General features: G+C 45.0%; 8 protein-coding genes. 4 read left to right on the top strand and 4 right to left on the bottom strand.

The window, feature by feature from the left end:
• Positions 1 to 69 precede the first annotated feature (69 nt).
• Entirely contained in the window at positions 70 to 2007 is a 1938-nt protein-coding gene (locus BMX82_RS05895; RefSeq protein ID WP_177172028.1) for an ATP-binding protein, read from the bottom strand.
• A complete protein-coding gene (locus tag BMX82_RS05890) occupies positions 1976 to 3490 on the bottom strand; it encodes a PDC sensor domain-containing protein (protein ID WP_091766907.1) in 1515 nt (504 codons plus the stop codon). Before BMX82_RS05890 ends, BMX82_RS05895 begins: the two co-directional genes overlap by 32 nt.
• A gap of 504 nt (positions 3491 to 3994) precedes the next feature.
• Between BMX82_RS05890 and BMX82_RS05885 the strand changes: the two genes are divergently transcribed.
• The 4 genes from BMX82_RS05885 to BMX82_RS05865 all read left to right on the top strand — a co-directional run bounded on the left by BMX82_RS05885 (position 3995) and on the right by BMX82_RS05865 (position 9921).
• The gene (locus BMX82_RS05885; RefSeq protein ID WP_091766904.1) at positions 3995 to 5833 is read left to right on the top strand and encodes an alpha-amylase family glycosyl hydrolase; all 1839 of its coding nucleotides are present in this window, start codon (positions 3995 to 3997) and stop codon (positions 5831 to 5833) included.
• Positions 5834 to 6352: 519 nt separating this feature from the next.
• Positions 6353 to 6547: a hypothetical protein gene (locus BMX82_RS05875; protein WP_091766898.1), complete on the top strand. Its 195-nt coding sequence runs from the start codon at positions 6353 to 6355 to the stop codon at positions 6545 to 6547.
• Between the two features lie 72 nt (positions 6548 to 6619).
• Positions 6620 to 7312: a GLPGLI family protein gene (locus BMX82_RS05870; RefSeq protein ID WP_091766895.1), complete on the top strand. Its 693-nt coding sequence runs from the start codon at positions 6620 to 6622 to the stop codon at positions 7310 to 7312.
• An 8-nt stretch (positions 7313 to 7320) separates the two neighbouring features.
• Positions 7321 to 9921 (top strand): carboxypeptidase-like regulatory domain-containing protein, encoded by a 2601-nt coding sequence (locus BMX82_RS05865; RefSeq protein ID WP_091766892.1) that lies wholly within the window; start codon positions 7321 to 7323, stop codon positions 9919 to 9921.
• A 38-nt stretch (positions 9922 to 9959) separates the two neighbouring features.
• Here BMX82_RS05865 and BMX82_RS05860 read toward each other — a convergent pair whose 3' ends face one another.
• Complete coding sequence (locus tag BMX82_RS05860) at positions 9960 to 10739, bottom strand: glycosyltransferase family 2 protein (RefSeq protein ID WP_091766889.1); 780 nt, start codon at positions 10737 to 10739, stop codon at positions 9960 to 9962.
• Entirely contained in the window at positions 10736 to 11995 is a 1260-nt protein-coding gene (locus tag BMX82_RS05855; protein WP_091766886.1) for a glycosyltransferase family 4 protein, read from the bottom strand. The genes BMX82_RS05860 and BMX82_RS05855 overlap by 4 nt, the downstream gene beginning before the upstream one ends.
• Between the last annotated feature and the right edge of the window lie 328 nt (positions 11996 to 12323).

Here is a 12323-nt window from a genome sequence, read left to right as displayed (position 1 = left end):
CTCATAATAAGCCCGTCGGGCCGCCCTAGTGAAGAGCGGCCCGACTTTATTTTTTATGTTTTATGTTTTTTACTTCGGCACAACAAGAACGAAACGGCAACCTTCGTTATAGCTGGTGTCGAGAACAAGGTTACCACCAAGGTTGATGGCATGACGCTTTGTAAGTGGTAAGCCAAGACCAAGGCCATCAGATAAATCATCCATTTTTGTAAACGATTTGAAAAGCTGATCCCTTGATTCCTCAGATAAGCCCGGCCCAACATCCTCGACAACGAAACGAACAGTTGTCTCTGTCTGGGAAACACTCAGTTTGATATGCTTTCCGTCAGAGAACTTTGCTGAGTTATAGAGCAGTTCACGAAGCGAGCGCATCAGATAAAGATGGTTGGTTAGGATACATACGGCATCAGGAAGTTCTGTCTTATACTCTATGGCCTGAACTGGGAAGTGGGTGTAGGTATAGTTTATACATTCCCGAGCCAGTTCATTACATGACATCTGGTCATTTCTGGAAATCATCAACTCACGTGAAGTGCCCGACTCAGAACTATCGTAGAGCATTAATATCATACGGTTCAAGTGCATGGCATTATATTTCATCATGCGGATGATCTGCTTCTGGTCTTCTTCCTGAATCATATTAGTGTTACACGATGCAAGACCGTCGCGTAACACATCGGCAAAACCTAGAATAATATTCATCGGCGTACGTATCTGGTGCGATATGTTCTGTATAAAGCGGTTCTTCTGCCTGACTGCCTCCTCTGTCGATTTCATGGCATGTACCAGCTCGTCATTACGTTTCTCCGTCTCTTTTGTCGTTTGGCATATACCATTCACATGATGGTAAAGTGACTGCTGCATGATTGCAAAATTATTCTGCAACCTGCCTATAACGTCCTTACGCTTAGAATAAGGTATTACCTCACTGTACTCGCCATCTGCTATCTTTTGTGAGAGTCTGAGAAGTCTGCTGAGCGGTCTGATGGCATATCTGACACTTCTATTACATAGCCACAGAATAACCAGTAAACCAATAAAGATAAGTGCTATAATCATGTATGTCAGCAGATAATAGTTACTCAGAATTACAGTATCTGGACATATCAGCGCAAGACTCCAGTTTGTGTCTGGAACAGGAGAATAGCATACATGGCACAGTGTTCCATTGATTTTCATACGCATATTCCCCTGATTACCTACCGTCATCTCATGCCCTAATGCAATCATCTCTGATTGTGAACCTGGGTCAACATCGGTATAGATGGTCTTCTTGAAAAGACGCGCAGAGTCGGGATGGATAAGGTAACGCCCGTCACTACCTAACAGAGCGAAATAGGCATCAGGATAGGTGCTATCGCCCACATTCATAGCTTCAGCAAGTTGTCTGAAGGAGAGACTGGCAGAAACGACACCAGCGATCTTGCCGTTTTTCAGTCGGATGGGTCTACAATAAGAAGCCACCACCTCGTTAAGGCCGACCTCACGCTCTGCCTGCTCATAAGACGGTTCCACCCAGCAGGTCTTACCAGTTTCTATCGGTATTCTGTAACATGCTCTGTCGAGATACTCTTTATCTGTCTCATGAATAGTAACCACCGTGTCACCCTTATTGAGGGAACTGACAGAGAAATAGCGTCCATGCTTGGGAAACATATTCGGTTGGACACTAATACAACTATAATGCACAATGGGATTGAATTGTACAATGCGGTGTGAAGAGGCAGGCAGAGTCTCTAGACGGAAGTCGTCTTCAATCAACCATGCATTTGCATTAATCGATGTTTCAACCGCACTCATACACTTTCTCACCCGCTGAACGGCTGTGTTAAGCAAACTGTTGGCATGCTCAGAAGCTTCCTGCCGGATAAAGTATCGCGACTGAAGGAATAGAGCACCCAAAGCCAATATGAAGACGGGAGCTACTATCAGTAGAATGCCTAGACTGAGCTTCATGGAAAGACTGTGGTTTACTTTACTCATGGCTCTCCTCCTTTCTTGTTTCATTTTCTGCTGTATGAAGCATATAGTCAAGCAGGGTGATGATGGCCTGACTCTGCTGTCGGATGTCATTCACCTTTTTATCGGCCTCTTCAAGACTGATGCCATAATAGTTATTACAGAAAGTCGTGACACTTCTGTCGATAACATTAGAAGGCTCAATCATCTGATTCGTTATGTAATGGAGGAAAGCCATCTTCATCTTATCTGCTTCCTGTGCCTTGTCATAGGCATCTTCCAGCACTTTGGTACGTTCCTGTTGCATGGAGGACGACTTCTCTAATTCACCAACATGTATTGCCAGTGCCTTCTGCATCTGTTGGAGGTGGTCTTGTAATCGCCCTACCTCATCTTTGCTCTTTCCATCGGGGATAGACTCGTCGTAGTGTCCTTCAGCAATACGCTGTGTAAAGTGCGTCAGTAAGTCCAAAGGGAGCAACTGACGGTGGGTAATCATGCGACAGAATACAAATATGAGAATTATTCCTATCAGGGCGATGATCAGCAAATAGCAAAACAGCAAATTATAATCGCCAGCAATGTCGTCCTCTGGATAAACGACACCGACACTCCACCCAACTTTATTCACATAACGCCCTGGCATATCAGCACGTTCGAAAGGCTTATAGAACACATACCACTTACGACCATTCATACGGAAAAGCTTATGACCAGTCTCACCAGCCACCATTGCCTCGGCAGCCTCCAGTACGGTATTATCTGCCCCTTGTCCCATTTGGACAAATACCGTCTGATGCAACAGCTTCTCTGAATCCGGATGTACGATATACGAACCGTTGCGAGCCAATAACATAGCGTATCCATTGGGCGAAGGCTTGACATCAAGGATTGTCTTTGAGAACAGCGCGATAGGTAAATCAACAGCTATGACACCCACGCATTCTGAATCCTGGTCAAGTATCGGTAAACAGAAGGTGCAGAGCGCTTCATTCTCTGTATTCTCGTTTTTAAGCGGGTTTGTCCAACAGGCCTTGCAAGTGGTCATGGGCTCTGTATACCACACCTGCTGCGTATAAGGCTTATTCGTAAACGTGGTCTGAGTCACCAGTTCCGAATTCCCGTCAGACGACAGACTATTGCCTTTGCGATGGACATAAGCCATAAACAACTCACGGTCTGGGTAATAATAAGGCCTAAAAACAATGGCACATCCCACAATATAAGGATTGCACTCCACAATTCTGCGACTATAGTAGAACATGCGGTCGGGCTCATCAAGATGCAACAATAAGTCCCTATAGACATTATCAGTCAGCTGCTCCACGCCCAGCAGAATATTGTCTATACGCTGGACAGTTCCCTCCAACGTCTGCTCCGCATTGTTCAACTCTTCCTTCCTCAATGCCTGACGTGAGAAATAAAACATCACAATCAGTGAAGCCAGAAGCAACAATGCCACCTCACAGACAACCAGCAGACTTAATCTGATTGATAGGGTCTTAGTTATTATTCCAGGCCATTTCTTCATTTTTCCCTAAAGGCATATCTGCCATACAACAAATCCTAAAGCAGTTATCGGAACTGTTTCGGATGATTGTTTTTAATTGGTTCAACTATAATAGTAATTGCAAATATAGGCAATTTTCATTAAACATGCAACATTATCCTCTGAAAATTATATAATTTTAACAACCCATCATCCTACGGTTATCAACCCCTCAAAAGTGCCGTTTCCTTCACTTGTCCGGATAGTTTTTCCCAGCAGTTCCCACGGAGGGAACTACCAGTTCCTCCCATGGGAACAGACTGTTCCCGCCGTAGGAACTCACTGTTCCCTTCATGGGTACTTTGGGGGAACAATACGATAACCAGATGTTTATCAGTAACAAAGCGAATATGTCTACGCCAATACCACTCTGCCAGTGCAACCGTTTGCACAACATAACTACCAGAAATAGAGCTGCTTGAATAACAACCAAACGGCTTTTTTCTTAACTTTGCATTCAGAAACAACAATCAAAACTAAGAGCATATGCACTCATCAACAAGACATTCCATCATATGGCGGATAGCGCTACTAGTCATTGCTATCCATTGTTCACTGTTTACAGCATCAGCCCAAGGCTGGCCTTCAGACTATAAGGGCGTCATGCTGCAGGGATTCTACTGGGACGGCTATGCAGACTCGAGGTGGACGACACTGGAGAAACAGGCTGACGAACTGTCAGAGTACTTCGACATCATCTGGGTACCCAACTCTGCTTATGCCAACGCCCTGACGAACAACATGGGTTATCATCCCGTATATTGGTTCGACCATAAAAGCGCTTTCGGCACAGAGGCTGAGCTGCGCTCAATGATTCAAACCTTTAAGAAAAAAGGTGTAGGATTCATCGAGGATGTGGTCATCAATCACCGCGCCAGTGTGGACAACGACTGGCTCCACTTCCCCGCCGAGACCTACAAGGGCGAGACCTACCAGCTGACAGCAGCAGACATCTGTCAGGACGACGAGAGCAAGAACAGCGGCTTCAAGCCTACAGGAGCCAAAGACTCTGGTGAGGCCTGGGGCGGTGCACGCGACTTGGATCATAGCGGTGCTAATGTTCAGAAGAACGTGAAGGCCTATCTTGACTTCCTGCTCAACGATCTTGGTTATGTAGGTTTCCGTTATGACTTCGTTAAAGGCTATGCTGCCAAGTATACGGGTCTCTACAACACGGCGGCCAATCCGACCTACAGCGTCGGTGAGTGCTGGGACGGCAATAAGACGGTAGTCACCAACTGGATCAATGGCACGAAGGTGGACGGTAAGATACAGAGTGCCGCCTTCGACTTCCCCCTGAAGTACAAGATCAACTCTGCCTTTGGCGGTGGTAACTGGAGCGCCCTCAAAGATCAGGTGCTAAGCAACGATAACGCCTACAAGCGCTATAGCGTGACTTTTGTAGACAACCACGACTCTTTCCGCTCAAAGAGCGACGGCGGCGATCCGCTGACGGCCAACATCTGCGCCGCCAACGCCTATATCCTCACCATGCCTGGAACTCCATGTCTTTTCCTGAAGCACTGGATGTCGAACAAGGGTACACTGAAGAAACTGATTGCTCTGCGCAAGGCGGCTGGTATCAGCAATGAGAGTGAGATTACAACTGCTAAGACCACCGATGGCGGGTTTGAGCTAAGTGTCAAGGGTAAGAACGGAACGCTACATCTGCTCTTAGGCAACGTACAGCCTGAGCTCATCAACACCACTGCCGACATAACGCTGGCAGTCAGTGGCAAGAAGTTCGCCGTCTACGCAGATGCCAGCATAGATCTTTCGAAGGTCAATGCCATCACTGAAGCAGACGAATCACCTGAGGACGATACGCCTGTGGAGGTTCCATCGTTCTGCACCGTCAACGAGGGTGAGACTTGCGCCTTCTTCGTAGCTCCCAAGAGTTGGGGCAGTCAGATTAAGTGCTGGCGCTGGGACAGGCAGTATAACTATACAGGCAACAGCTGGCCTGGCGTGAACTGCGAGAAACTGGGAGAAGACAGCAAAGGCCATACCGTTTGGAAATGGACATACAACGCCTCTGATCGTAAGAACCAAAGCAGTAGCAATGAGGGAATCATCTTCAACGACGGCACGAACCAGACTGCTGACTTAGCCTTTACTAATGGTGGCTATTATAATCAGGAAGGTCTGCAGGCAGTGGTCTCCTCTACTGGCATCAGAGACGCCATGGTTGAGACTGATGGTGTCATGAAGATCTACACGCTCGATGGCAGACTGCTACGTACGGGCAAGAACAGTCAGGAAGCCCTCAACGGACTCAAGAAAGGAGTCTATATCATCAACGGGAAGAAATTCATATATAAATAATCTGAGTTTAGTTAGTTAGTTAAAGAAAGGCCCTAATGGCGAACCAGCAATGTAGCAGGAACGTCTGAATGCGGCCGTAATGACGCTCCATCACCCGATAGCGCTCCAAAAGCGACTCACGGTGATGGAGTGTTGTTTGTCCCTCTTGGGTATAGTTGGCCAGGCGACAAGTATCTGGTGAACGATGTAACTAGCAACTATATCACAGGCATTAGCACCATCCGAATGCAAAAATATAAAAAACAGCGTTTTTGGGAGCTTTTTTTGTTTCATCTTGTTTCATTTGCAGTATGTGAAACAAGATGAAACAAATTTTTTTTGGTTGTTCTATTCAATTTCGCTATTTTTGCCCCCACAATCATAAACCAATAAAATTATAAATTTCCTTCCAGATTAAATGGGTTAGTTGAAATAATCATCAATATATTCCGGAAGAATTGAGACAGACCAGACTGGGAAAAAGGAGCGGAAACCGAAAAGCTTTACGGAGTAGGTGCAGATAATTAAAACTAAGTAGAAATGAAAAAGTTATTACTGTCTCTGGCCATCTTTTTAGGAGTGGTATCAACTTCAATGGCATCACCAGTAGTAGGTGTTCCCTCTCCTAATATTCAGGAGGTGACCAATGTGCAAAAAAATGGAAAGCAAAAGGTTATTGTTGTATATAATCCTGATGGAACAATTAAAGAAATAATTGTGATAAAATCAAAATAAACGAACGTAGTATTATCCTGCCCCCCGTTTTTATGTTAAGGAGGGCGGGATTATTCCTTTTATAGTTTTATTATGAAGATAAAAACGTTATTTGTACTGATGATGCTTCCGATGCTGTGTCTTGCGCAGAGTATAGAAGTGAAGTACTCGGTATTCTCCAAACAGCGAAAAGAACAGATCGAGAAAATCATGGGCAACCGTCAAAACCTGGAACATAAGGGTCTATTTTCCGGTATGGAAGTAGAAAAGGAAGACTCTTTCTGTCTTGTAATCAAGGACAGACAATCTTCTTATGTCCGTATTGAGCCGGAGGAGGATCTGGGCGATGATGGTGATGTGAAGATTATTCTTGTTGGTGGAGACTACAGTGAGGAAGATCATGCTGTATATAAAAATCTGACCACTCGGACGATGGTTGAGGCGAAAGACTTCCTAGCAGTTACTTATATTATAGAGACTCCTATTCCTCAATATGACTGGAAGGTATGCTCGGAAAGCAAGGAGATTATGGGGTTGAAATGTTATCGAGCGACCCTAAACGGGACCATTACGGCATGGTTCTATCCTGAAATTCCCGTGGGTGATGGCCCCGATGTGTACGCAGGCTTGCCTGGTTTGATTTTGGATCTGGAGGATGAACGGAACATCTATCATTGCATGTCCATCAACACCAATTCTCATTCTGCTGTTGCTGAGAAGAAGCGCGGAAAGAAAGTGTCAGCAGAGCTGTTCGAAGAAATACGAAAGCGTAGGTTGAATGATTAGTATTTAAAATGAGATACAAGTTTTTGCTGTTTCTATGGCTGCTAAATGTCGTTGTGCCTTATATAGCAGAATGCAGACCTGTAAAAGGCATTGTAAAAGATGCATCGACTGATAGTAATATCTCTTTTGCCAATGTCATGGCTTATGCTTTGCCAGATAGTACGCTGCTTGGCTTTGCTGTTACCGACGATGAGGGTCTGTTCTCGCTGGCTACCTCTGAAGATGGCCGTTTGCTGTTAAAGGTTTCCTGTCTGGGCTATAAGACTGCTGAGGTAGAGCTGTCTTCTGCTCATGACAGTTTATGCATCTCTATGCAGCCAGATGCAGTGTTGCTGAAAAATGTTGTGGTGAAAGGACGTATGCCAGGTTTCAAGGTGCGTGGCGACACGATAGACTATAACTATCAGAAATATACCGACGGCTCTGAGAAGGTGTTGAAAGACATCCTGATGAAACTCCCAGGGATGGACGTTAATGACAAAGGACAGGTAACGGCTAATGGTGAAGCAGTTAAGAAGATTCTCATTAATGGACAGGACTTCTTTGGCGACCACAATGAGCAGGTTACCAATAACCTCCCTTCTGACTATGTTGACAAGATTCAGTTGCGGAAGAATTACAGCGAATACTCTTTCGTAGAAGGTTTCAAGACTCGTAAGACGACAGCCCTAAACGTGACAATCGACTCGTTACATTCTGGCAATGTGACAGGAAACGCTGAGGTATTGGGAGGTTATCGTGACAAATACAGAGGGGCGATGAACCTTTTTTCTTTTGGTGAGAAGGTGATGTGGGGTATTAATACGAAACTGTTCAATACTGGTGAGGAGATGATGACTCTGGTTGACTATGTTAAGCTGATGGGCAGCATAAAGGATTATGCGAAGGCAGTGGGAGGTTCCGACAAAATTATCGACAACGGACATTCTCCAGTGTCATATATCGACAATAACATCAACACATACCAACGCACAAACGGGATGGCTTCTGCCAATATTGCATGGAATCCCAGTAATCGTTTCAAGATAAATGCTTATTATCTATTCAACCACGAACAGAGCAAAGGCCAGTATGACATAACTAGGTCTTATTGGACAAGAAACACTATCGAGACGATGAGTCAGTCTACTGACGCGAAACGCGATTTTCACCATGTGGGAGTTAGCACGAAAAGTGTGATGGCTAGTAATGCTGCTTTAGACTGGAAGTTCACTGTGACAGCTATGCCTCAGACAAGCCAGAACTGGCTTGGAGTTTATTCTTGGGATGAAAAGACGGATGTGTGGAACTTCAGTCATAATCTAGCTTTTGTCAAAAACTGGAATAACAGGAACCTCCTGTCTGTCAGTTCGCAACTCGTATATAACAACATCCACCGGACGATTGATGTCGAGTCTGCTGACAGTCTCCTTTATATGCCTGTTTTACAGATACATTCGGCCTCACAGAGACAGCGCATCACCTTGTTGGATCATCATCTGGCAGCCTCATGGACACACCGGCTCTCTAAGGCATGGCTGTTTAAAATGAACACGGCATGGAACGCGATCCACTCTACTATGTTGGTTACTCCGTCTTCTATTCAGCCCATTGCTAAGAAAGATAAGGAAACAACCCGCCTATATAGTTACGGACTTTCCATACAAAAGAATAAGGGGCTATTACGTTTTGATGCAGGCTTTGACCTCGCTTATCTGAACCAAGGTTGCACTGATGATAAAGTTGTTGTGCTGCCTAATGCGTCAATAGAATTGGCGTTTAGCTCTATCAACTCCCTGATGCTATCTTATACGACAGGTTATAAGAGGGATGATAGTTATTTCGCTCGGGGAACAGTGATTAATGACTATAGGCAATTGACGGTCTATGACGGCAAGGAGAATTTGATGCACAAGCATCACAATCTGACACTCAGTAGTCATTATTTTAATGTACTCTCTGATTTCTCATGGATTATGGATGCTGGGTGTTCCTTCACGGAAAATCCATACATATTTAGCAATGATGGTTTTGGAAACACCATTTATGCTTCGCTGATACAGACAAATCGGGACCAAGTATTGCAACATATATATATCAACGTCAAAAAAGGGTTCAGGTTCCCAATCACTTTGTCATTGAAATCGACCATGTCTAATAGCCTCTATCAGTCAGCCTATTTTCAGAAGATAAGCAACAATCGGCATTCTGAGGTTGATAGTGAGGTGTCTATAACTAGTAAGTTCAAGAGGGCATTGCTCAATATGGAGGTGGGATGCCGATTCAGCTTCCAGCAAAGCAAAATCGGGCTTACCTCCTCTGTACTGAACTTCAGGTCTTATGAAACTTATGCCAGACCATTTTTGGTAAAAAAAGGGAAATGGGATGTAAGTCTGCCGATAATATATATTCATGACCAATCGGGTGCCCAGCACTTCAGCTATTTTGACTGTGCCATTCTGGCCAGTTACACGAAAGGGCGTTGGACATTCTTTGCTGACGGAAAGAATCTTCTGCATACCAAGTGCTTCGAGCGCATCACTGTTGATGCGGAGCATGATTACATGGAGACTGTCGTAGATAAACGACTACCTGGCTATATTGTCGTTGGTCTGAAAAAAATGTTTTAATAGCCCAAAGGCATATTATTTCGAACCAGTCATGCCATTCAGGTTAACATCCTGACAGCGAACCAGCAATGTAGCAGGAACGTCTGAATGCGGCCGTAATGACGCTCCATCACCCGATAGCGCTCCATGAGCGACTCACGGTGATGGAGTGTTGTTTGTCCCTCTTGGGTATAGTTGGCCACCACCATCTTCAGATTCAACAAAGGCACATTCTCTTTCGCCGCAGCCTTCATCACTCGGATGCACCAGTCAACATCAGCCGAATAGCGATACTGCATGTCATAAGGCGTAGCTATGGCAAAGTCTGCCCGCGCATAAAAAGCCTGATGGCATACGAGCATGCCTTGACGGAAGGATTTCCACGAGAGATTCTCGGGCGGCGAGAGACGACGATGGTGCAGGAAACGGCCTTCGCCATCAACGATATCCGTATCGCCATAAAGTACAGCGGGCATATTTTCCTCTCCAGCAGCAAGGGAAATATACCCTACAATCTTGCTGACAGTATCAGCGGCAGGAAGGAAGTCACCTGCATTCAGAAAACACACATAGTCACCGTCAAGTGAACGAAGTCCCTTGTTCATAGCATCGTAGATACCCTCGTCGGGTTCCGACATCACTTGTATCCGATGCCCATTATCTGCTGCATTGGAACGTTCGATATAATCATCAACCATTTTCAGCGTACCGTCTGTCGATGCCCCATCGATTATCAAGTGTGTGATATCAGGATAATCCTGTGATAGAACGCTGTCGAGCGTACGCTGCAACACACCAGCGGCATTATAGGTAATCGTGACGTAGGTTATTCTGATCATAGCTTGTAATGTTTGAAGGCTATTGCCTGATCATACACATCGAGATACCTCATAGCCACACTTTGCTGCGAATAGCTGTGTGCCACTTTACGTACAGCCTGCTCGCTCAGAGCCTCGTAGTCAGCTTCCGTCAAAATCCAACGGATACCTCTTGCCAGATCGTCGGCCTGACGGTATTCTGCCACATAGCCATTCTTCTTATGATCGATCTCCTCTGGTATACCTCCCACCTTGAACCCAACACAAGGTACACCACAGGCCATTGCCTCCATGATAGTATTAGGCAGGTTCTCAGACAACGAAGGCAGCACAAAAACATCAACAGCGTTATACACATCAACAATACGCTGTTCATCGTTTACATAACCAAGCGGGAATGCCTCTAACGGTAACTGCTCTACGACCTCCTCTGCATGACCTCCAAGAATAACGACGCCTAATTGCGGAATATCCTTCAACTGTTGGCAAGCCTCTATCAGATAGCTCATGCCCTTATTCTCGTTGGTAACACGCTGTGAGGCAAAGAGTATCAGTTTCCTGTCATGCGGCAGCCCCAGCCGTTCACGCGCTTCTTGTTTGTTATACCTATTATATATATGAGTATCTATCGGATTGGGTACACTCGTAATCTTCTGTCCCTTTAGCAGTGCACTCTTCTTAGCCTCAGACTCCAACCAATGACTGCAAGCCACATAGTAGATGTTCTCATGATTCACCAAGCGCATCTTCTTTTGCCAGACACTGGTCGACAGATCACTCTTTGAGCCACTCCCTGGCAGCAAACGACAATTACTACACTGAGTGGTGAAACGACGACAGCCCAGCGTAACATGACAGATAGCCGTAGCAGGCCAGATGTCATGCATAGTCCATACAACAGGCTTACCACTATGTAATATCTTACGGATTGAACCAAGGGAAAGCATGCCTTGATTAATCCAATGCAGGTGGATGATATCGGCCTCTTTAAACTCTGGAAGTTTCGTAATGTCTGATCCCACATTGGCAATATCAATCTCAAACAAGTGTTTACGAGAGAAACGCAGATGAAGAAACACCACTAACCGTTCCCATAGGAAATGCCAGCGTAATAGGGGCGACTTAGGCAGTTCCACCACCGTCAGCGCATCTGTCTCCTTGTCGCGAACCAGCATCTTTGCCTTTACGCCATTATTGTTTAAAGCACGCATCAAACGGCTGGCAGCAACCGCAGCCCCACCCGTTTTTTCGCTCGTATTGACAATCAGTACTCTCATTTTTCTTCTTTGATGCAAAGGTACAACATCTTTTGTTAAATGCAAGCAAAAAAGCGTGAATATTTGTTGTTATCGCACACAAGTGCTTGATATAGGTCAAGAATAAGAGGAAAATATACACTTAACGCATTGAAATTCTTGCAAGTTACGAAAAAACGTCGTACCTTTGCATCGTCAAAAGGTTAATAGATTGTTTTAGGTTAGTAGTAATATTTATAGTTTTAGGTTTTTAGTTATTGGTAAAAGAAAGTTTTCAACTGTAGGATAACAGGAGGTCGCTGCGAAGCTCCCTTTTAAACTTTCAAATTTTTAGCTCTTGTGAGCTGAA

The organism is Prevotella sp. khp7, from assembly GCF_900109055.1.
Classification (GTDB): Bacteria; Bacteroidota; Bacteroidia; order Bacteroidales; family Bacteroidaceae; genus Prevotella.
The sequence above is the reverse complement of the archived record's forward strand: the minus strand, read 5'-3'. Positions and strand labels throughout refer to the sequence as shown.

What these genes read in the sequence shown, in the direction of transcription:
- BMX82_RS05855 (WP_091766886.1), bottom strand. Translation starts at nt 11,995, where the DNA reads ATGAGAGTACTGATTGTCAATACGAGCGAAAAAACGGGTGGGGCTGCG.
- BMX82_RS05860 (WP_091766889.1), bottom strand. Translation starts at nt 10,739, where the DNA reads ATGATCAGAATAACCTACGTCACGATTACCTATAATGCCGCTGGTGTG.
- BMX82_RS05885 (WP_091766904.1), top strand. Translation starts at nt 3,995, where the DNA reads ATGCACTCATCAACAAGACATTCCATCATATGGCGGATAGCGCTACTA.
- BMX82_RS05865 (WP_091766892.1), top strand. Translation starts at nt 7,321, where the DNA reads ATGAGATACAAGTTTTTGCTGTTTCTATGGCTGCTAAATGTCGTTGTG.
- BMX82_RS05875 (WP_091766898.1), top strand. Translation starts at nt 6,353, where the DNA reads ATGAAAAAGTTATTACTGTCTCTGGCCATCTTTTTAGGAGTGGTATCA.
- BMX82_RS05870 (WP_091766895.1), top strand. Translation starts at nt 6,620, where the DNA reads ATGAAGATAAAAACGTTATTTGTACTGATGATGCTTCCGATGCTGTGT.
- BMX82_RS05895 (WP_177172028.1), bottom strand. Translation starts at nt 2,007, where the DNA reads ATGAAACAAGAAAGGAGGAGAGCCATGAGTAAAGTAAACCACAGTCTT.
- BMX82_RS05890 (WP_091766907.1), bottom strand. Translation starts at nt 3,490, where the DNA reads ATGAAGAAATGGCCTGGAATAATAACTAAGACCCTATCAATCAGATTA.